General features: G+C 60.6%; 18 protein-coding genes. 9 read left to right on the top strand and 9 right to left on the bottom strand.

Annotated elements, in window-relative coordinates:
* The first annotated feature begins 112 nt into the window (after nucleotides 1-112).
* Complete coding sequence (locus tag ACMYUN_RS13405; protein WP_039756446.1) at nucleotides 113-544, top strand: acyl-CoA thioesterase; 432 nt, start codon at nucleotides 113-115, stop codon at nucleotides 542-544.
* Between the two features lie 55 nt (nucleotides 545-599).
* Here the strand turns inward: ACMYUN_RS13405 and ACMYUN_RS13400 are convergent, their stop codons facing one another.
* The 4 genes from ACMYUN_RS13400 to ACMYUN_RS13385 all read right to left on the bottom strand — a co-directional run bounded on the left by ACMYUN_RS13400 (nucleotide 600) and on the right by ACMYUN_RS13385 (nucleotide 5,582).
* Nucleotides 600-1,085: a glycine zipper domain-containing protein gene (locus ACMYUN_RS13400; protein WP_039756448.1), complete on the bottom strand. Its 486-nt coding sequence runs from the start codon at nucleotides 1,083-1,085 to the stop codon at nucleotides 600-602.
* A 332-nt stretch (nucleotides 1,086-1,417) separates the two neighbouring features.
* A complete protein-coding gene (locus tag ACMYUN_RS13395) occupies nucleotides 1,418-3,766 on the bottom strand; it encodes an FdhF/YdeP family oxidoreductase (RefSeq protein WP_039756450.1) in 2,349 nt (782 codons plus the stop codon).
* Nucleotides 3,763-4,602 (bottom strand): formate dehydrogenase accessory sulfurtransferase FdhD, encoded by an 840-nt coding sequence (fdhD, locus tag ACMYUN_RS13390; RefSeq protein WP_039756451.1) that lies wholly within the window; start codon nucleotides 4,600-4,602, stop codon nucleotides 3,763-3,765. Before fdhD ends, ACMYUN_RS13395 begins: the two co-directional genes overlap by 4 nt.
* A gap of 92 nt (nucleotides 4,603-4,694) precedes the next feature.
* A complete protein-coding gene (locus ACMYUN_RS13385; RefSeq protein ID WP_039756453.1) occupies nucleotides 4,695-5,582 on the bottom strand; it encodes a LysR family transcriptional regulator in 888 nt (295 codons plus the stop codon).
* Nucleotides 5,583-5,720: 138 nt separating this feature from the next.
* Between ACMYUN_RS13385 and lysM the strand changes: the two genes are divergently transcribed.
* Nucleotides 5,721-6,161, top strand: coding sequence for a peptidoglycan-binding protein LysM (gene lysM, locus ACMYUN_RS13380; protein WP_129998339.1), 441 nt, complete (start codon nucleotides 5,721-5,723; stop codon nucleotides 6,159-6,161).
* A gap of 115 nt (nucleotides 6,162-6,276) precedes the next feature.
* Here lysM and yrfG read toward each other — a convergent pair whose 3' ends face one another.
* Nucleotides 6,277-6,939 carry a GMP/IMP nucleotidase gene (gene yrfG / locus ACMYUN_RS13375; protein WP_415760856.1) on the bottom strand — a complete coding sequence of 221 codons (663 nt, stop codon included), beginning with the start codon at nucleotides 6,937-6,939 and terminating at the stop codon, nucleotides 6,277-6,279.
* An 88-nt stretch (nucleotides 6,940-7,027) separates the two neighbouring features.
* Here yrfG and nudE point away from each other — a divergent pair, with 88 nt between their 5' ends.
* Nucleotides 7,028-7,597, top strand: coding sequence for an ADP compounds hydrolase NudE (nudE, locus tag ACMYUN_RS13370; RefSeq protein WP_039756454.1), 570 nt, complete (start codon nucleotides 7,028-7,030; stop codon nucleotides 7,595-7,597).
* A 7-nt stretch (nucleotides 7,598-7,604) separates the two neighbouring features.
* Entirely contained in the window at nucleotides 7,605-8,432 is an 828-nt protein-coding gene (gene cysQ, locus ACMYUN_RS13365; protein ID WP_415763974.1) for a 3'(2'),5'-bisphosphate nucleotidase CysQ, read from the top strand.
* A gap of 204 nt (nucleotides 8,433-8,636) precedes the next feature.
* Here cysQ and ACMYUN_RS13360 read toward each other — a convergent pair whose 3' ends face one another.
* Genes ACMYUN_RS13360 through rfbC form a run of 4 tightly spaced genes read right to left on the bottom strand, consistent with a single transcriptional unit; the run spans nucleotide 8,637 to nucleotide 12,864 of the window.
* Nucleotides 8,637-9,092, bottom strand: coding sequence for a thioesterase domain-containing protein (locus ACMYUN_RS13360; RefSeq protein ID WP_129998337.1), 456 nt, complete (start codon nucleotides 9,090-9,092; stop codon nucleotides 8,637-8,639).
* Entirely contained in the window at nucleotides 9,089-10,471 is a 1,383-nt protein-coding gene (locus ACMYUN_RS13355) for a sigma-54-dependent transcriptional regulator (protein WP_310404395.1), read from the bottom strand. Before ACMYUN_RS13355 ends, ACMYUN_RS13360 begins: the two co-directional genes overlap by 4 nt.
* The gene (locus ACMYUN_RS13350) at nucleotides 10,468-12,276 is read right to left on the bottom strand and encodes a sensor histidine kinase (RefSeq protein WP_415760855.1); all 1,809 of its coding nucleotides are present in this window, start codon (nucleotides 12,274-12,276) and stop codon (nucleotides 10,468-10,470) included. Before ACMYUN_RS13350 ends, ACMYUN_RS13355 begins: the two co-directional genes overlap by 4 nt.
* Nucleotides 12,277-12,318: 42 nt before the next feature.
* The gene (rfbC, locus tag ACMYUN_RS13345) at nucleotides 12,319-12,864 is read right to left on the bottom strand and encodes a dTDP-4-dehydrorhamnose 3,5-epimerase (RefSeq protein WP_039756457.1); all 546 of its coding nucleotides are present in this window, start codon (nucleotides 12,862-12,864) and stop codon (nucleotides 12,319-12,321) included.
* A 161-nt stretch (nucleotides 12,865-13,025) separates the two neighbouring features.
* Between rfbC and ACMYUN_RS13340 the strand changes: the two genes are divergently transcribed.
* From ACMYUN_RS13340 to ACMYUN_RS13320, 5 genes are all read left to right on the top strand, one after another.
* Nucleotides 13,026-15,938: an aminotransferase gene (locus ACMYUN_RS13340; RefSeq protein ID WP_415760854.1), complete on the top strand. Its 2,913-nt coding sequence runs from the start codon at nucleotides 13,026-13,028 to the stop codon at nucleotides 15,936-15,938.
* A gap of 306 nt (nucleotides 15,939-16,244) precedes the next feature.
* Nucleotides 16,245-17,123, top strand: coding sequence for an N-carbamoylputrescine amidase (gene aguB, locus ACMYUN_RS13335; RefSeq protein ID WP_129998332.1), 879 nt, complete (start codon nucleotides 16,245-16,247; stop codon nucleotides 17,121-17,123).
* Nucleotides 17,123-18,229: an agmatine deiminase gene (gene aguA, locus ACMYUN_RS13330; RefSeq protein WP_415763943.1), complete on the top strand. Its 1,107-nt coding sequence runs from the start codon at nucleotides 17,123-17,125 to the stop codon at nucleotides 18,227-18,229. The genes aguB and aguA overlap by 1 nt, the downstream gene beginning before the upstream one ends.
* Before the next feature lie 245 nt (nucleotides 18,230-18,474).
* A complete protein-coding gene (locus ACMYUN_RS13325) occupies nucleotides 18,475-18,687 on the top strand; it encodes a hypothetical protein (RefSeq protein WP_415763942.1) in 213 nt (70 codons plus the stop codon).
* 460 nt (nucleotides 18,688-19,147) lie between these two features.
* Complete coding sequence (locus tag ACMYUN_RS13320; RefSeq protein WP_415763941.1) at nucleotides 19,148-20,434, top strand: OprD family porin; 1,287 nt, start codon at nucleotides 19,148-19,150, stop codon at nucleotides 20,432-20,434.
* Nucleotides 20,435-20,447: the final 13 nt, after the last annotated feature.

The raw sequence follows: 20,447 nt of genomic DNA, 5'->3' as shown, positions 1-20,447 counted from the left end.
CAGGCTCGCTCCCACAGAAGAGCGCGATCCAATGTGGGAGCGAGCCTGCTCGCGAAGGGCCTGCCACGGTTTGAATTAGACTCGCCGAAAAATCCGAAGGAATCCCTGATCAATGCCCAACCCGACACCGCAACGCTGCGACTACCCCCACTTCCAGCCCATCACCACACGCTGGCACGACAACGACGCCTACGGTCACGTCAACAACGTCACCTACTACAGCTTCTTCGACACAGCGGTGAACACTTATCTGATCCAGGTCGGTGGCCTGGATATCCATGACGGCGAGGTGGTGGGTTTCGTGGTCAGTTCGGCCTGCGATTATTTTGCCTCGATCGCTTTTCCGGATCTGATCGAGATCGGGCTGCGGGTCGGCAAGCTGGGCAACAGTTCAGTGCAATACGAACTGGCTGTGTTCAAGGTCGGCGAAAGCGAGGCGTGTGCGGCGGGGCGATTCGTGCATGTGTTTGTCGATCGGGCGAGCAATCAGCCGGTGCCGATTCCTGCCGGTTTGCGCGGAGCTCTGGAGCAGTTGGTCATCTAAAGGCGCAAAAAAAATCGCAGCCACAAGGGCTGCGATTTTCGTTCAAGCCTTCGCCTTAGTGGTGGCGATAGTACTTGTGATGCTTGCGGTGGCCGTAGGCATGGCCGCGACCTGGATGACCACGGTCGCGGTAGTAGCGACGGTCATCATGGCGACGGTCGTAACGACGATCATCGTCGTCGCTCTTGTTGCCCATGTAGTTACCCAGCGCGCCGCCCGCGCCGCCACCTGCGGCGGAGCCAATCAGGCTGCCGGTGGTGCCGCCGAGGCTGCGACCAACCACGTTACCGCCGGCTGCACCCAGTGCACCACCGATGGCCGCTTCGCCGCGGCTGCGTTTGTCTGCGCCGACTGCGCTACCACCCGCGCCGCCCAGGGCTGCGCCGATGGTGGAACCTGTATTGCCGCCTAGCGATTGACCGACGACCGAGCCAAGAACCCCGCCCAATGCGCCGCCCACACCTGCTTCGGTGGTGCCTCCGGCAGAAGCGAAGCCACTGACCAGGCCAAGGGACAACAAGAGAATCGAGGAGAACTTCATAGAGGATGAGCCTCAAAGGGATGACGGCGCCGATCCTGAGGCTCTGCAATGGGCGTGACAATCGAAATCCGACGAATAACACGACTTGTATACAAGATTGCAAGTTACTGTTTTTTCACCGGAACTTAACCGATTTTCGCCGGTCTTTAGCTACTTCGGACAGGCCGTTTTTATGCAAAAACGGCCTTTTTTTGTGGACGTTCAAAACTTGCAGGCAGGAAGAAATGTATTGAATGTCCCAGCGCCTTCGCGAGCAAGCTCGCTCCCACATTTGAAACGCATTCCAATGTGGGAGCGAGCTTGCTCGCGAATAGGCCGGTACTGACACCCCTTCAGGCCGATTTAGCCATGATCAACCCCGTTTCACTCGCCGCTTCCAACCGTATCGCAATGAACTTCGACGTCGGCGTGTGGCTGCCATCGCCCGTACTTTCCAGCGGCACCAGCGGATTGACCTCCGGATAGTACGCCGCCGCCTGCCCCGCAGGAATATCGAACGCCAACAATGTAAAACCTTTCACCCGGCGCTCACGACCATCGTCCCAGATCGACACGATGTCGGCCTTCTGTCCCGGACGGAAGCCCAGACGAATGATGTCGGCCTCGTTGGCGAACAGCACGTCACGCTGGCCCTTCACGCCGCGATAACGGTCGTCGAGACCATAGATCGTCGTGTTGTACTGATCGTGGGAACGCATCGATTGCAGGATCAGATCCGGCACTTGCCCAGTGGCACGGGTGCGCTCGTGGACCAGATCCTTCGGCAACTGGTTCGCGCGGAAATTGGCACGGCCCGACGGCGTGTTCCACTTGCGAGCGCCAGCGGAGTTGCCCAGATAGAAACCGCCCGGGTTCTTGATCTTGTCGTTGAAGTCCTTGAAGTTCGGGATGGTATCGGCGATCAGTTCGCGAATGCGCCCGTAATCGGCCACCAGCCAGTTCCAGTCCACCGGTTGGCTGCCCAGTGTCGCGGCAGCGATGCCAGCGATGATCGACGGCTCCGAGCGCATCTGGTTCGACAGCGGCTGCAGTTGCCCGTTGGAGGCGTGGACCATGCTGAACGAGTCTTCCACGGTGACCGCTTGCGGCCCTTCGGTCTGGATATCGATGTCCGTGCGGCCCAGGCACGGCAGGATCAACGCATCTTTACCGTGAGCGAGGTGGCTGCGGTTGAGTTTGGTGCTGATCTGTACGGTCAGGTCACAGTTGCGCAGCGCTTCGAAGGTGCGCGAGCTGTCCGGCGTGGCCTGGGCAAAGTTGCCGCCCAAGCCGATGAACACCTTGGCGCGACCTTCGGCCATCGCATGGATTGCCTCGACCACGTTGTGACCGTTATGACGCGGCACCTTGAACTGGAAGCGACGCTCCAGCGAATCGAGGAACGCCACCGGCGGACGCTCGTTGATGCCCATGGTGCGGTCGCCCTGCACATTGCTGTGGCCGCGCACCGGGCACAGACCGGCGCCCGGTTTGCCGATGTTGCCGCGCAGCAGCATCAGGTTGGCGATTTCCTGGATGGTCGGCACCGAATGACGGTGCTGGGTGATGCCCATGGCCCAGCACATGATCACGTTCTTGCCTTTGGCGTACATGCGCGCGGCTTGCTCGATCTCGACCAGCGTCAGGCCGGACTGCTCGACGATCTGCTCCCACGAGGTGTCGTCGACGATGGCGAGGTACTCCAGCACGTTGGCGCTGTGGGCATTGAGAAAATCATGGTCGAACACCGCCGGCTCGCCAGCCTTCTGTGCATCGCGTTCCCATTGCAGGAGGAACTTGGCCATGCCGCGCAGCACCGCCATGTCGCCGCCGAGTGCCGGGCGGAAGTACGCGGTGTTGGTCGGCTTGTCGCCGTTGGTGAGCATTTCGATCGGGTGCTGGGGATGCTGGAAACGCTCCAGACCGCGCTCTTTCAGCGGGTTGATGCATACCACTTGGGCGCCGCGTTTCACCGCTTCACGCAACGGTTCGAGCATGCGCGGATGGTTGGTGCCGGGGTTCTGGCCCCAGACGAAAATCGCGTCGGCGTGCTCGAAGTCGTCGAAAGTCACGGTGCCTTTGCCGACCCCGACACTCTGCGCCAACGCCACGCCGCTGGCCTCGTGGCACATGTTCGAGCAGTCAGGGAAATTGTTGGTGCCGTAAGCCCGCACGAACAGCTGATACAGATACGCCGCTTCATTGCTGGCGCGGCCCGAGGTGTAGAACTCGGCCTGATCCGGGCTTGGCAGATTGCGCAGGTGCTTGCCGATCAGGGCAAAGGCATCTTCCCAACTGATCGGCTTGTAGCGATCGGACTCGGCGTCGTAGACCATCGGCTCGGTCAGGCGACCCTGATATTCCAGCCAGTAATCGCTTTGTTCCAGCAGGGAAGTGACGCTGTGCTTGGCGAAGAATTTCGCATCGACGCGACGCTTGGTCGCTTCCCAGTTCACCGCTTTGGCGCCGTTCTCACAGAACTTGACCATGCCGCTTTCCGGCGAATCACCCCAGGCGCAACCCGGGCAGTCGAAACCGCCGTTCTGGTTGGTCTTGAGCATCATGCGCAGGTTTTTCAGGGCGTTGTCGCTGGTCAGCCACGCCTGGGCCACACTGATCAGGGCGCCCCAGCCGCCGGCGGCACCTTTGTAAGGCTTGTAACGCGGGACAGGTTTCTGGTCGGCTTGATGATGTTGGCTCACGCTTGATTCTCCATCGCGGGGCTGTACACCCGCGGCGCACTTTTCTGCGGCAGGTGGATGAGATTGAGGTTGTGGCGCCGGGCCCATTGCACGGCCAGGCCGGTGGGTGCCGACAGGCTGACCAGGGTCTGGATGCCGGCACGCAAGACTTTCTGGATCAATTCGAGGCTGCAACGGCTGGTGACGATCGCCAGCCCGCCCTCTGTGGATATCTTCTGGCGGATCAGTCCGCCGATCAGCTTGTCCAGCGCGTTATGGCGGCCGATGTCTTCGCGGCCGAGCAGTAAGTCACCGCTGGCATTCATGAACACCGCCGCATGCACCGCGCCGCAGTGCTGGCCGAGCGGCTGGAACGCGCCGATGCGCTGGCGCAAGCCGTCGAGCCATTCGATCGGTGGCAAGGCTGCGCCAGGCAATACCTTGAGATCAGGCAACGCCTGTTCAACCGCTTCGACGCCGCACAATCCGCAACCGCTGGTGCCGGCCAACTGCCGACGCTGTTGCTTGAGGTTCCAGAATGCGCGATTGGCGATGGTCACCTGCGCGTATTGCGCCGAGCCTGCACCCGTCAGTTGCAGATCGTAGATATCGCTGGCGTCTTCGATGATGCCGCTGCCGAGGCTGAAACCGACGATGAAATCTTCGAGGTCGGTCGGGGTGACCAGCATCACTGCCTGGCTGATGCCGTTGTAGGCGATCGCCAACGCGACTTCCTCGGCCAGCGCGGTGCTGGCCGATGCCTCAAGGGGTAAATCGCTGTAGCTGTAGGTCTGGCTGGCGGCAGGCGCGGGCGTTTCGATTGCTGGCGCCGCGCAGGCTGGGCGCTTGGCGTTCATGGCATCACCGACGGTTTGATCTAGGTCAAGACTAGGCGCGGCAAGTTGTCGCGTCTAATCGCTATTACCGATCTACCGATAGATGCCGTCGATCAAGCGTCGTTTGGTGATTTTTGATAGAGCGCGAAACAGGCTTCCGCCAGCGCTGAGCGGGGTGCCCCTCGTCGCATGATCAGCCCCAGCGGCGCGAGGGTGTGGGCATTTTCGATCGGTTGCAGACGCAGATGATCGGCGAGGGTTTCCGCGCCGCCGTCGAGGGGCATGATCGCGCAGCAAAAACCGCCGTGGACCGCTTGCAGCAATTGATGCACGGCATCGGTTTGCAGCAGCGGTTGCGGCGTCAGGCCACGGCTGTGGAAGTTGTGGTCGATGGACTGGCGAAAATGCATGCCGCTGGTGAGCATGCACAGCGGCAGTTCGATCAGCGATTCCCAGCTCAGCGGTGCTTCGCCGAAGCTGAACGAGCGCTCGTCGTAGAGCAGGCCCATGCGCGTTTCGTTGAAGGCCAGCGAATCGAAGCGCTCGCTGTCCAGACGTTCCAGATACGACACGCCGATGTCGATGCGGTTGTTCGCCAGGTGTTCGAGCACCTGCTCCGAGCTCAGCGACGACAGCTCGAAGCGCAGTTCCGGATGCGCCGCGTGCAGACGTTGCATCAGCGGCAACGGATCGAAACTCGACAGCGGCACCACACCCAGGCGCAGCGTACCGATCAGGTTGCCGCGACAGGCCGCCGCTTCCGCCTGCAGGCCATCGTAAGCCGCCAGCACCGTACGCGCCCACGCCAGCACGCGTTCGCCCGGTGCGGTGAAGCCTTCGAAGCGCTGGCCACGGTTGACCAATGGCAGATCAAGTTCTTCTTCGAGGCTGCGCAAACGCATCGACAGGGTCGGCTGGGTAATGTGGCAGCGCGCGGCGGCCTGGCCGAAATGGCGGGTTTCGTCGAGGGCGATGAGGAATTTCAGCTGCTTGATGTCCATCTTCGCTCCGGGCGGTTGGCGGGGTGTGGCGATTCTACCGCCTGCGGCGCGGCAGCGTCATTGGTCGGACTGGAACCGGGTTTGGCTGGGGTGGTCTAGGCTTGGACGACTGACCCTTTATTCCATGGAGTGAATGCAATGAGCCTTTTGAGTTTTGTCAAAGAAGCCGGTGAGAAACTGCTTGATCTGTTGACTCCCGGAAACGCCAATGCCAGCGAGCAGTTGAAGGAACATATCAGCAAGGTCGGGCTGGGCAATCCCAACGTGCAGGCGACCGTGGATGGCGACAAGGTGACAATCACCGGTGAGGTGGCAAGCCAGGAAGAGAAGGAAAAGATTCTGCTCGCGGTGGGCAACATTGCGGGCGTAGGCAGTGTCGATGATCAGATCACGGTGACCGGACCGGTCGTCGTGGCTGCCGAATTTGTCGAGGTCAAGGCAGGTGACACGCTCAGTGCGATTTCCCTGCGTGTCTATGGCAATGCCAACCAGTACGAGAAGATTTTCGAAGCCAACAAACCGATGCTCAAGGATGTGAACAAGATTTATCCGGGGCAAAAGCTGCGCATTCCAAAATAACGCGCTGTCCATGTAGGCGCTGCCGAAGGCTCCGGCCGCGATCGGACGATCTTTTGACTTTGACTTTAAAAAAAGCAAATCAAAAGATCGCAGCCTGCGGCAGCTCCTACAGGGGTCAGAGTCCTGCAATCAAATCGCGGTAGTCCTCGACTGCGGCAAACTCGGCCGTGTCCTTGGGCCCTTTGCGGCTGTCCGGTTCTTTCACCGCGAGCAGATGCGCTACGCCAAAATCCCGCGCACTGCGCAGGATCGGCAAGGTGTCGTCGATAAACAGGCTGCGCGCTGGATCAAACCCGATGTCCGCTTGCAAGGCATCCCAGAACTGCGGGTTCTCCTTGGGATAACCATAGTCGTGCGAGCTGATCAGCCGCTCGAAGTATGGTGCGAGTTCGATCCGTTCCAGTTTCAACGACAGCGAATCGCGGTGCGCATTGGTGATCATGATCACCCGTTTGCCGGCGCGTTTGATCGCGTCGAGAAAGGTGTCGGCATCCGTGCGCAGGGCGATCAAGTGGGCGGTTTCCTGTTTCAGTTCGCGCACCGACAGTTTCAGTTCCGCGCTCCAGAAATCCAGGCAGTACCACTGCAACTGGCCGGCGTGGCGTTCGAACAGCGGCTGCAATTCCAGCTCGGCCATGGCCCGGCTGATGCCGTGCAGTTCGGCGTAGCGCTGGGGCAGGTGCTCGAGCCAGAAGTGGTTGTCGAAGTGCAGATCCAGCAGCGTGCCGTCCATGTCGAGCAGAACGGTATCGATGTCGGACCACGGTAAAGAAGGCATGGCAACGTCTCGAACGGTGAAAGGATATCCGACGCAAACAATCGGGAAAGCCGCGTTATAGTAGCGCGTTCACGCCAAGGAGCTTTGCATGCGCCAGAAACCCACCGTACTTGCCCGCGAGATTGTCGCCACCAGTCGCCTGTTTCGCGTCGAAGAACTCAAGCTGCGATTTTCCAATGGCGTGGAGCGCACCTATGAGCGTCTGGTCGGCAAGGGTGCGGGCTACGGCGCGGTGATGATCGTCGCGATGCTTGATGCCGAACACGCGGTGTTGATCGAGGAATATTGCGGCGGCACCGACGAGTACGAATTGTCTCTGCCCAAAGGCTTGATTGAGCCGGGCGAAGACGTGCTGGCGGCGGCCGAGCGGGAGCTCAAGGAAGAAGCCGGTTATGGCGCGCGCCAACTTGAACATTTGACCGAACTGTCGCTGTCACCCGGTTACATGAGCCAGAAGATCCAAGTGGTGCTGGCCACCGATCTCTACGAAGAACGGCTGGAAGGCGATGAACCGGAGCCGATGCGGGTCGACAGGGTCAACCTGCGCGAATTGTCGGCGCTGGCGCTGAATCCGCAATTTACCGAAGGCCGCGCATTGGCGGCGCTGTATTTGACCCGTGATCTGCTGCGCCAGCGCGGGATGTTCAGCTATGAGTGAGACCTCGATGAATTTTCCCCATCCGCTGATGGCACCGGTAATTGAGTTGGCTTTACAGGCTGGCGAGGCAATTCTGCCGTTCTGGCGCGCCGGCGTTGAAGTCACCGCCAAGTCCGATGATTCGCCGGTGACGGCCGCCGATCTGGCTGCGCATCATCTTATCGTCGCCGGGCTGACGGCGCTGGATCCGAGCATTCCGGTGCTCTCGGAAGAGGACGCCGATATCCCGCAGAGCGTGCGCGCCAGTTGGCAGCGCTGGTGGCTGGTGGATCCGCTGGACGGTACCAAGGAATTCATCAGTGGCAGTGAGGAATTCACCGTGAACATCGCGCTGATTGAAAATGGCCGGGTGGTGTTTGGCGTGGTGACGATGCCGACCAACGGTCGCTTTTACGTCGGCGGTGCCGGACTCGGTGCCTGGCGTGGCGACAAGAGTGGTACGCCGACGGCGATTCAGGTGCGCGATGTGCCTGCACCGGGCGAGGGGTTTACCGTGGTCGCCAGCCGTCGACATTCCAGTCCCGAGCAAGAGCGTTTGCTGGCCGGGTTGAGCGCCAGTCTCGGTGAGCTGCAACTGGCCAATATCGGCAGTTCCTTGAAGTTCTGTCTATTGGCCGAAGGTGCTGCCGATTGCTATCCACGCCTGGCGCCGACTTCGCAGTGGGACACGGCGGCAGCGCAGGGCGTGCTGGAAGGGGCTGGTGGCGAAGTGCTCGATCTGCGCGGTGAAGCGTTTTGTTATCCGGCGCGGGAATCGCTGTTGAACGAGTTCTTTCTGGCGCTGCCGGCGAAGGCTGCGTGGCGAGCTCGGTTGTTGGAGTTGGCCCGAGGTTAATGTTCTGATCCGGAATCCCCCTCACCCCAGCCCTCTCCCCCAGGAGAGGGAGCCGACCGAGTTGTCTGGCGCTATGCATGGACCTGGAGAGTCGAGTCGATTGTGGATTCGGCGAAGCGGTTTCAGGTCGACGTAAATCTGCAGCACCTCCGTATCGGTTCCCTCTCCCTCGGGAGAGGGCTAGGGTGAGGGGGCTTTTGATCTTCAACGGTGCAAAACGTACTGGCCGGTAAATCTCACCGCAACGTCCTCACTTCCCGCATTCAGGATCCGCGTATCCAGCGTCAACCGAGCTCGCCCATAACGCCGATACATCGCCACAAAGCGTTTCCAAATCGCCGCATCCGGCGCCGGGCAAATAGCCACGGCGTCCCCGGTTACCGGCAGCGGATAACTGATCTGCCCTTCCTGAATGACGATGTGTCCGTCGGTAATCCCTTCTTCCTTCAACCGCAGATGCAACCAGCCCCAACCGGCCAGCACCGCGCCACAGTACAGGCTGCCGCCAAACATGGTGCTCTTGTGATTGACGTTGGGCGCGAGCGGCAGGTGCAGGCGCAGTTGCTGATCCCGCCATTCGAGAACTTCAAGTCCCATCTCGGCAGTCAGCGGAATGTCGTGATGCAGCACCGTTTGCAGGTATGCGCTTACGCTGCTCATTCGTTGTCTTCCCCGTGGCTGCTGTCGCCGAAATTCAGACCGTGTTTGCGCAGTTTGTCATGCAGGGTCTTGCGCGGAATGCCCAAGGCTTCGGCAAGGCTGCGCACCGAGCTGTGCGAGCGCGCCAATTCGGCGGCGATCAGCGATTTCTCGAAGTTTTCCACTTGCTCGCTGAGGCCGCCACTGACCACTTCGACAGGCGTGCCGCCGCTGCCATCAGCGCTGTTGTCCAGTGCCAGCTCAAGCCCAAGGGCGAAGCGTTCGGCAGCATTTTGCAGTTCGCGCACGTTGCCCGGCCAGGTGTGGCGCAGCAGCAAGGCGCGGTGTGCCGGTTGCAGTTCGTGGGGGGGCAAGCCGTGGCGGGCGCTGGCTTCATCGGCGTAGTGCTGGAACAGCACCAGTGCGTCTTCGCCCCTTTCGCGCAGCGGCGGGATGCGCAGCGGCGCGACGTTGAGGCGGTAATACAAGTCGGCGCGGAAGCGTCCCTGATCCGCCGCCTGACGCAGGTCTTCCTTGGTCGCGGCGATGACGCGGATGTCCAGTGGGATCAACTGATTGCCGCCCAGACGTTCGACGACCCGCTCCTGCAGCATGCGCAGCAGTTTCACTTGCACGTCCATGCTCATGCTTTCGATTTCGTCGAGAAACAGCGTGCCGCCGTTGGCGAATTCGAATTTGCCGATGCGGCGTTTCTGCGCGCCGGTGAAGGCGCCGGGTTCGTGACCGAACAGCTCGCTTTCCACCACCGACTCCGCCAGGGCGCCGGCGTTGATCGCCACGAACGGACCGTTGCGGCGGCTCGACAAGTCGTGCAGCGCGCGGGCCACGACTTCTTTGCCGGCACCGGTTTCGCCGAGGATCAGCACATCGGCCTTGGTCGCCGCCAGCGCACCGATCTGCTCACGCAGGCGCAGCATTGGCGTCGAATGGCCGACCAGTCGCGCGCTCAGTTCGTTGCGGTCGCTCAAGGCCAGACGCAGGCTGCGGTTGTCCAGCACCAGACGCCGTAGCGAGAGGGCGCGACGGACGCTGTCGAGCAGCGCATCGCTGGCAAAGGGTTTTTCCAGAAAATCGTAAGCACCGGCGCGCATCGCCTGCACCGCCAGCGGTACGTCGCCATGGCCGGTGATCAGCAGCACCGGCAGCTCCGGATCCTGTGCATGCAACTCGCTCAACAGTTCGAGGCCGTCCATGCCCGGCATACGGATGTCGCTGACCACCACGCCGGGCCAGTCACGCTCAAGTTGCGCGGCCAGGCCCTTGGCTTCGGACAGCGGCAGGATTTTCAGGCCGGCCAGATCCAGCGTTTGGCCGAGGGCTTGGCGCAGGTGCGGATCGTCGTCGATCAACACTACCTGGATGCGATTGTCGATGGTCATGCACTTCGGTCCTCGGACGGTTGCAGGCTGACTCCGGGCGCGCCGGCGCGCAGGCGCAGGGTGATCAGGGCGCCGCCTTGCTTGTGGTTGGCGAACGACAGCTCGCCACCAAAGGCGCGCATCAGCGTTTCACAAATCGCCAGCCCCAGGCCCAGACCCTGGGTGCGGGTCTTGGTGGTGTAAAAGGGCTCGCTGGCGCGGCCAAGGGCTTCCATGCAGAACCCGGGACCGTTGTCGCGAATGTACAGATTGACGCCGTCGGCGGTGGCTTCGGCACTCAGCCACAATTTGCGCGGCGGACCTTTTTCGGTCAGGGCATCGAGAGCATTGGCCAGCAGATTGCCCAGCACTTGGCGCAAACGGGTTTCGCCTGCCTCGACCCACAGCGTGGCGGCGGGCAAGTCGCGGATCAATTCGACTTCCATGCTGCGCCGACGTTTGGCGAGTAATGCCAGCGCATCGTCCAGCGCCGGTTGCAGAGCGACGCTTTCCGGTGCGTGGCGATCGCGCCGAGCGAAGGCGCGCAGATGGGCGATGATCGAGGCCATGCGCCCGGTCAGTTCGCTGATCAGCTTGAGGTTGCCGCGCGCATCCTCGGTGCGCTGATGATCGAGCAGCACTTCGGCGTTTTCCGCATAGCTGCGAATCGCCGCCAGCGGTTGATTGAGTTCGTGACTGATGCTCGCCGACATGGTCCCCAGCGCCGACAGTTTGCCGGCCTGAACCAGATCGTCCTGAGCGCGCACCAGCTCCTGCTGGGCGTGCTCGCGCTCAAGCACTTCCTGCTTCAAACGGCGGTTGAGGCCTTCCAGATCGCTGGTCCGTTCGGCGACGCGGCCCTCCAACTCGCGGCGTGCCTTGGCCTCGAAGGCGATGCGCTCTAGATAATGGCGGCGGCGCTGCATCATCAAACCCACCAGCAACATGACCACCAACAGTGTGGCACCGCCGATCGCGACCACCGTGCGCACCGGGCGATCGATCAGTGTACGCGGGGCGAGGATGCTGACGCTCCAGCCGGTTTCGGCGATGTCGTGGGTCTGCGTCAGCCAGGCGTCGGCGCTCAGGTTAAGCGGCCGGGGTTCGCGGGTCGGGTAGGGCTGGATCGCGGTGATTGCAGCGCGCTCGGTTTCACTCAGCTCACGGGTGGCGCGAAAACGCCATTCCGGGCGCGACGTCAGGATGACCACGCCGTTATGGTCGGTCACCAGCAGTTGTTCCGGCGTCTTGCCCCACAGGCTTTCGGTGTGGTCGAGGTCGACCTTGATGACCAGCACACCGATGATTTTCTCGCCGTTGCGCACAGCCGCGGCGAAGAAGTATCCGCGTTTGGCCGACGTGGTGCCGAGGCCGAAGAAGCGTCCGAGGCGCCCGGCCATGGCTTCACTGAAATACGGGCGGAAGGCGAAATTGCGGCCGACGAAGCTGTCGCGTTTGTCCCAGTTCGACGCCGCCAGCGTCTGGCCGGACGTGTCCATCAGGTACATGACTTCAGCGCCGGTCTGCGCGGCGATGTTGTTCAGCAGGCGATTGGCGTTGCCTTGGGTGACGCCGTCATCCGGCGCACCGAGCACCGCGCGCAGGGCCGGCAGATCGCCGAGAATCTGCGGCAACACTTCATAGCGATGAAGGGTGCCGAGCAGGTTGGCGACGTACAGATCGAGGGTCTGGCGATTCTGCCCGGCGAGCTCGCTGCGGTAATAGCGTTCGGCAAGATGTTCCAACGGCCACAGCAGTGGCGCCAGGCACAGGGCCAACAGCGCGAGGCTGCGCCAGCGGGGTCTGCGGGGAAGCGATGGTTTCATGAGCCGGATGCGCCTGAGGTAACTGGCGCATTATGCCCGGCCTCAGGCGAAGACGTCAGCGTCCTTGAGCAGCGCGGCCGCCTGATCCTTGGCCGATAGCGTCGGTGCTTCGTCCAGTTGCCAGTCGATGCCAATTGCCGGGTCGTCCCAGCGAATGGCGCGTTCGTCTGACGGGGAGTAGTAATCGGTGGTCTTGTAGAGAAAATCGGCGTAATCGCTCAGCACTACAAAGCCATGGGCAAAACCCTCGGGTACCCACATCTGCCGATGGTTCTCGTCGGACAGCCGCACGGCCACCCATTTACCAAAGTTCGCCGAGCTGCGGCGGATGTCCACAGCAACATCGAGCACCTCACCGGCGGTCACGCGCACCAGTTTTCCCTGGGTTTGCTGCAACTGGTAATGCAAGCCACGCAATACGCCTCTTTGTGAGCGCGAATGGTTGTCCTGCACAAATTGCACATCCAGGCTGGTTGCTTCCAGAAACGCCTTGGCATTGAAACTCTCGTAGAAAAAACCGCGCTCGTCACCAAACACCTTCGGTTCGATGATCAGAACACCGGGTAGGTCGGTGGTGATTACATTCATGAGTATTTCCATAGATTCGAGGCGAACGGCCGGTATTCTTGCGCAAAGTGCTACCGGGTGCGAGTACCGATGCAAATACCGTAGTCAATGTCGGACGGGGGTTGCGTATCGAGCAACGCAATGGCGATATAAGCGCCTAATAATACTTCAGGGGTCGTCTCATGCCGCTCGCCACGTTGATTCATCGCGCCAGTTTGCCCGCTCCGCAGGTTTCAGAGGCGCAGGCGCTGCAATGGCTGGCCGAGCATTACGGGCTCAGCGGCACGTTGCAGGCGCTGGGCAGCCAGCAGGATCTGAATTATCGCGTTGACAGTGCGCGTGGGCGCTTCGTGTTGAAAATCTGTCGTGGCGATTACGCGCTGGTGGAGCTGCAAGCCCAGCACGCAGGTCTCAAATACCTGGCCGAGCACTCGGCGATCAAGGTGCCGCAGGTGATCGCCGCCAATAATGGTGAAGACCTGTTGTCGCTGCAAGCCAATGGCGAAGCGGTTCATGTGCGATTGCTGGAATACATCGACGGGCAGCCGTTGACCGATTTCGATCATCTTGGCCAGGACGTGGTCGCCGGGTTTGGCCGGCTCTGTGGCGAGATGGATCTGGCCCTGGAAGGTTTCGATCATCCGGGCCTTGAGCGCACATTGCAGTGGGACGCGCGTCACGCCAGCGCGTTGATCAGTCATCTGTTGCCAGTGATCAAGGATGAGCAGCAGCGTACGGTGATTAGCACAGCTGCCGATCAGGCCGAGCGCCGTTTGCAGCCGTTGCTGGACAAACTGCCGGTGCAGGCGATTCACATGGATATCACCGATGACAACGTCGTCTGGGCGCGGGATGCCCAGCGGCATTGGCAGTTGCAGGGCGTGATCGATTTCGGTGATCTGGTGCGCACCTGGCGTATCACCGATCTGTCGGTGACCTGCGCGGCATTGCTGCATCACGCCGATGGCGATCCGTTTGTCATCCTGCCGGCGATCAAGGCTTATCACGCGGTCAATCCGTTGCACTATGCAGAACTGCAAGCGCTCTGGCCGTTGATCGTCGCGCGAGCGGCGGTGCTGGTGCTCAGTGGCGAGCAGCAGGTCAGCATCGATCCGGGCAACACCTACAGCCGCGACAATCTCAATCATGAGTGGGAGATCTTCCGCGTCGCGACTTCGGTGCCATTGGCGCTGATGGAGGCGGCGATTCTCACTGCCGTGGGCCAGACCTTACCGAGGAACGAACACGCAGAATTTGCGCCGCTGTTGCCCGGACTGGTCGGGCGCGAATTTGCGCTGATCGATCTGGGCGTGTTGAGTCCGCACTTCGAGGCGGGCAATTGGGAGCAGCCGGGCATCGATCAGCGCTTGCTGACCGAAGCCGCAGCGGTGCATGGGCTGGCGGCGACGCGTTATGGTCAGTACCGCTTGTCACGTACTCGGCCGGACAGCGCGACTGAGCCGGATACGTTCCCGTTGCATGTCGAATTGCGTGTGCCGGCTGGAGCCGAAGTGCAAACGCCGTTCGCCGGCGTTCTGAAGCAAGCGGCAAACGGTGCGCTGCAACTCGATGGCCCACAGTTCAGCGTTTGCCTGTGGGGCGTGACGCCAGTTCTTGACCATGGCGCGGCAGTGGATCGAGGCCAGAAACTCGGTGCGGTCACGGGGCCGCTGCTGGTGCAGTTGTGCCGAGAAGCAGAACTCGACGCGCCGCTGTTTTGCACGCCGTCCCGTGCGCCGGCCTGGCAGGCGTTGTGTCCGTCACCGGCGACCTTGCTCGGGTTGGCCTGCGACGCCGAGCCGGAGCTGGACGCGAAAACGCTGCTCGAGCGCCGCGACGCCAGTTTTGCCCGCACGCAAAAACACTATTACGTCGACCCGCCGCGCATTGAACGCGGCTGGCGCAACCACCTGATCGACATGCACGGCCGTTCGTATCTGGACATGCTCAACAACGTCGCCGTGCTCGGTCATGGTCACCCTCGGATGGCGGCGGTCGCAGCACGGCAGTGGTCGTTGCTCAATACCAATTCGCGCTTCAACTATGCGGCAGTCGCCGAGTTTTCCGAACGCTTGCTGAAACTGGCGCCAAAGGGCATGGATCGGGTGTTTCTGGTCAACAGCGGCAGCGAGGCCAATGACCTGGCGATTCGTCTGGCCTGGGCCTTCAGCGGCGGGCGCGACATGATCAGCGTGCTCGAGGCGTATCACGGCTGGACGGTCGGTGCCGATGCGGTATCGACGTCAATTGCCGACAACCCGAAGGCGCTGGAAAGTCGCCCGGACTGGGTGCACCCAGTGCCGGCGCCGAACACTTATCGTGGCGAATTCCGTGGCGTCGACTCAGCGCCGGATTACGTGCGCAGCGTCGAACATCATCTGCAGAAACTCGCCGAGCAGAAGCGCCAACTGGCGGGTTTCATCTGCGAGCCGGTCTACGGCAATGCCGGGGGGATTTCTTTACCGCCGGGCTATTTGCCGCAGGTGTATGAAAGGGTCCGCGCGCAGGGCGGGGTGTGCATCGCTGACGAAGTGCAGGTCGGTTACGGGCGCATGGGCCATTTTTTCTGGGGCTTCGAAGAGCAGGGCGTGGTGCCGGACATCATCACCATGGCCAAAGGCATGGGTAACGGCCAGCCACTGGGCGCGGTGATCACTCGCCGGGAAATCGCCGAGGCGCTGGAGGCCGAGGGTTATTTCTTCTCATCGGCGGGCGGCAGTCCGGTCAGTTGCCAGATCGGCATGGCGGTGCTCGATGTGATGGACGAAGAAAAGCTCTGGGAAAACGCCCAGGTGGTCGGCGCCCACTTCAAAGAGCGCCTTGAGGCGTTGATCGATAAACATCCGCTGGTCGGCGCGGTGCACGGCTCCGGTTTCTACCTCGGGCTGGAACTGATCCGCAATCGCGAGACGCTGGAACCCGCAACCGCCGAGACTGCGTGGCTGTGTGATCGGCTGCGTGAGCTGGGGATTTTCATGCAGCCGACCGGCGATGACTTGAACATCCTCAAGATCAAGCCACCGATGGTGACGTCGCGCCAGAGTGTGGATTTCTTTGTCGATATGCTGGACCGGGTGTTGAGCGAAGGCCTGTAAGCAAGGCACATTCCCTGTGGGAGCGAGCCTGCTCGCGAAAGCTGTGTATCAGCCGCCACATGCGGTGACTGACACAGCGCATTCGCTAGCAGGCTCGCTCCCACATTTTTTTTTCGGTTTTAAGTTCGATTTGTATCGGCTTATTTAGCGTTTAAAATGAGAGGTCCCCGTATTATAGCTTTTAAAGCCGATATTTATCGGTTATAAAGTCGCCATTGCCCCGGCATGGCGATCTCTTGTCCGGTGCGCGCGTTTTCTTTTCGGTTGAATTCTTCGACCGTCAAAGCACTAGCCCGGAGATGATTCATGAGCCGTATCGTTACCGTCGCCGCCACGCAGATGGCCTGTTCGTGGGACTTGGAAGCCAACCTCGAAACCGCTGAAAGACTGGTCCGCGAAGCCGCCGGCAAAGGCGCGCAGATCATCCTCATCCAGGAACTGTTCGAGGCGCCGTATTTCTGCCAGAAGCCCAATCCGGATTACCTGCAACTGGCAACGACGGTGGAAGACAACGTCGCCATCAAGCATTTCCAGAAAATCGCCAAGGAGCTGCAGGTGGTGCTGCCGATCAGCTTCTACGAACTGGCGGGGCGTGCGCGCTTCAACAGCATCGCGATTATCGACGCCGATGGCAGCAACCTCGGGATTTATCGTAAGAGCCACATCCCCGACGGCCCGGGCTATCACGAGAAGTATTACTTCAACCCGGGGGACACTGGCTTCAAGGTATGGAACACCCGATACGCGAAAATCGGCGTCGGCATCTGCTGGGACCAGTGGTTCCCGGAAGCGGCACGCAGCATGGCGCTGCAAGGTGCGGAAATCCTTTTTTATCCGACCGCGATTGGCAGCGAGCCCCACGACAAGACCATTTCTTCACGCGATCACTGGCAGCGGGTGCAGCAGGGCCATGCCGGCGCCAATCTGATGCCGCTGATCGCCAGCAACCGCATCGGCAACGAAGAGCAGGACGGCTATGACATCACCTTTTACGGCTCGTCGTTCATCGCCAACCAGTTCGGCGAAAAAGTGCAGGAGCTGAATAAAACCGAAGAAGGTATTCTTGTGCACACGTTCAACCTCGACGAGCTGGAACATATTCGCAGCGCGTGGGGTTCATTCCGTGACCGCCGGCCGAATCTGTACGGCGCGTTGAAAACCCTCGACGGTTCCCTGGAGTCCTGATGACCACATTGAAAAGTACCCCGCGCGCCGACGGCTTCTACATGCCGGCCGAGTGGGCGCCACAAACCCAGACTTGGATGATCTGGCCCGAGCGCCCGGACAACTGGCGTCTGGGCGGCAAACCGGCGCAGGCCGCGCACGCCGCAGTGGCCAAAGCCATCGCCCGCTTCGAGCCGGTGACCGTTGCCGTCTCCGCCGGCCAATACGAAAACGCCCGCGCGCGCCTCGACGTGCCGAATATCCGCGTGGTGGAAATGTCCAGCGACGACGCCTGGGTTCGCGACAGCGGCCCGACCTTCGTCATCAACAACCATGGCGAAGTGCGCGGTGTGAACTGGGATTTCAATGCCTGGGGCGGTTTCGATGGCGGCCTGTATGCGCCGTGGAACCGTGATTCGCAGGTCGGTGGCAAGATTCTCGAACTCGAACGCAGCCCGCGCTACCGCACCGAAGGTTTCGTGCTTGAAGGCGGTTCGATACACGTCGACGGCGAAGGCACGCTGATTACCACCGAAGAGTGCCTGCTCAACCGCAATCGCAATCCGCACCTGAGCCGCGAAGAAATCGAAGCGGTGCTCCGTGACAACCTGTCGGTGGACAAGATCATCTGGTTGCCAGATGGCTTGTTCAACGATGAAACCGACGGCCATGTGGATAACTTCTGCTGCTATGTGCGTCCGGGCGAAGTGCTGCTGGCATGGACCGATGATCCGCAGGATCCGAACTACCCGCGCTGCCAGGCCGCAATGCAAGTGCTGCAAAACAGCACCGACGCCAAGGGCCGCCCGTTCACGGTGCACAAAATGCCGATTCCGGGGCCGCTGTATGCGACCGAAGAAGAATGCTCCGGAGTCGATGCGGTGGACGGTTCGCAGGAGCGCAATCCATCCGTGCGCCTGGCCGGTTCCTACGTGAACTTCCTGATCGTCAACGGCGGAATCATCGCGCCGAGCTTCGACGACCCGATGGACGCGCCGGCCAGGGAAATCCTGCAGAAGCTGTTCCCGCAGCATGAAGTGGTGATGGTGCCGGGCCGCGAATTGTTACTGGGCGGCGGCAATATTCACTGCCTTACCCAACAGCAGCCAGCGCCGCACAAAGAGTGAGTTGAGTCGTAACAGCTTGAGTCGGTTAGCAAAACAGCGACACAACGTTTAGCTCGCCAGGCATGAAAGCAAGCCCGCGGCCCATCAGGACCGCGGGCTTTTTCATGCGCGCTGGTCGGGAATCTGCGCGCCTTGGCATACCTCTTGTATTGCTTCTGGTGCACTAGGGAGGGAGGGGAACTTCAACAGTTCTGTCACAAACCTTGGATAACGTAGCCGCTCATGAACGGGGAGAGAGCGCTGAAATGAACGCCGAAGTGAACGTAGTCAGCGAGCGGACTGTGCATCCCATGGCCGTTAACGGCGAATCGCTCCAGCTGGTTGCGCACTGGTTGAAGTCCAATGGAACGCGTCAGATCAGACAACCTGATCCGCGCCGGATGATGATCGAGCGCTACCCCGCTGGCCTGTTCAGCGATGCTGAACTGGAAGCGTTATGGGATGTGATGGAAGGATAGATTCAACATGGATTGATCAAAAAGCGCTGCCGGGATGGCGGCGCTTTTTTTTGCACTGACATTAGTGCACTTCGGTTCAATGTGGGAGCGAGCCTGCTCGCGAAGGCGTCAGCACTGTCACTGCCTTGTTGACTGGCCACCGCTTTCGCGAGCAGGCTCGCACACAGACCAAAACTCCCTGCTTAACTTCATTTTTTTGCAATCGCCCAGCTAAGAATTTACGTTTCTTAGACGTTTTTCGCCTATTTAAAGACGATTCTTGAAATTGACACACTGTTCAGGGCGCGGCTACGATTCGGCCCAACGCCTGTGGCTAACCGCCATGACTCAAAACAAGGAGCAGGCCCGCCATGACGTTTGCGTCGGCGGGTCTTTTTGTTTCGGGGTGAATACAAGAGTGCAAAAGCGCCGTTTCAGCCGTTCGACACAGCGCGTTTCAACCCGTAATAAGGAAAACAAAATGTTGAACAAGCGAATCAGCCTGATCGCACTGGGGATGTTGAGTGCTACACAGGCCATGGCTAACGACCAGGCCGAATCCAAGGGTTTCGTTGAAGACAGCAGCCTCAAAGTGCTGTTGCGCAACGCCTACATCAATCGTGATTACAAAGACGGTCGCCCGGACAAAGCCGAATGGGGCCAGGCGGCAATCGGAACGTTCTCTTCCGGTTTCACCCAAGGCACCGTAGGTGTCGGTGTTGACGCCTTTGGTCTGTACGCGCTGCGTCTGGACGGCGGCAAAGGCCGCACCGGCGCGCAAGGCATCGACTTCTTCAGACAGGAAAACGACGGTCGCGCGAACCACGACATCGCCAAGGGCGGCGCAGCGGTCAAATTCCGTGTTTCCAACACCGTGTTGACCTACGGCGACCAGATGCCGGCCCTGCCGGTGCTGAGTTACGACAACGTGCGTCTGCTGCCGGAAAGCTATACCGGTACGTTGATCACTTCCCGTGAAATCCAAGGCCTGGAACTGAACGCCGGTCGTTTCACCGCCGAGTCGCGCAAGAGCGATGAAGGTCGTGACAGCGGCGGTCTGAAGGCGATCAACGTGTTGGGCGGTAGCTATCAGTTCACCGAACACTTCAAAGGCGCGCTGTACGCGTCCGACGTTGAAGACGTCTTGAAGAAACAGTACGTGAACGCCAACTACGTGATCCCGTTCAACAAGGATCAGTCCCTGACCCTGGACTTCAACGGCTACCGCACCAAGCTGGACAATTCCTATGTCCGCGAAAACGGTGTAACCGGTGACGACAACAAGATCTGGAGCCTGGCAGCCACTTTCGCCACCGGCCCGCACTCGTTCACCGTGGCGCATCAGCGTTCCACCGGTGACAGCAACCTGGGTTATGCCTACGGCGGTTATCAGAAAGATCAGGGTCGTGTCGGTGACGGTGGTAACACCATCTACCTGGCCAACTCCTACTGGTCGGATTTTAACGCCGAAGACGAACGCAGCTGGCAACTGGGCTACGGCCTGGACTTCGGCGCATTCGGCGTTCCGGGTCTGAGCTACAACTTCGCTTACGTGCGTGGCGATAACATCACCACCTCCACCAGCGAAGGCGGTACCGAGCGCGAGATCTTCAACCAGTTCAAGTACGTCGTGCAAAGTGGCCCGGCCAAAGACCTGAGCGTGAAGTTGCGCAGCTCGATCCTGCGCGTATCGCAGAAATCCAGCGAATACAACGTCAGCGGTAACGAGCTGCGGGTATTCGTGGACTATCCGATCAACATCTTCTGATGATCGATACGTT

The sequence above is a fragment of the Pseudomonas sp. CP4 genome (assembly GCF_047758505.1).
GTDB classification, from domain to species: Bacteria; Pseudomonadota; Gammaproteobacteria; order Pseudomonadales; family Pseudomonadaceae; genus Aquipseudomonas; species Aquipseudomonas fluorescens_AO.
Note: the sequence above shows the minus strand (reverse complement) of the source record. Positions and strands in the feature narration are given on the sequence as shown.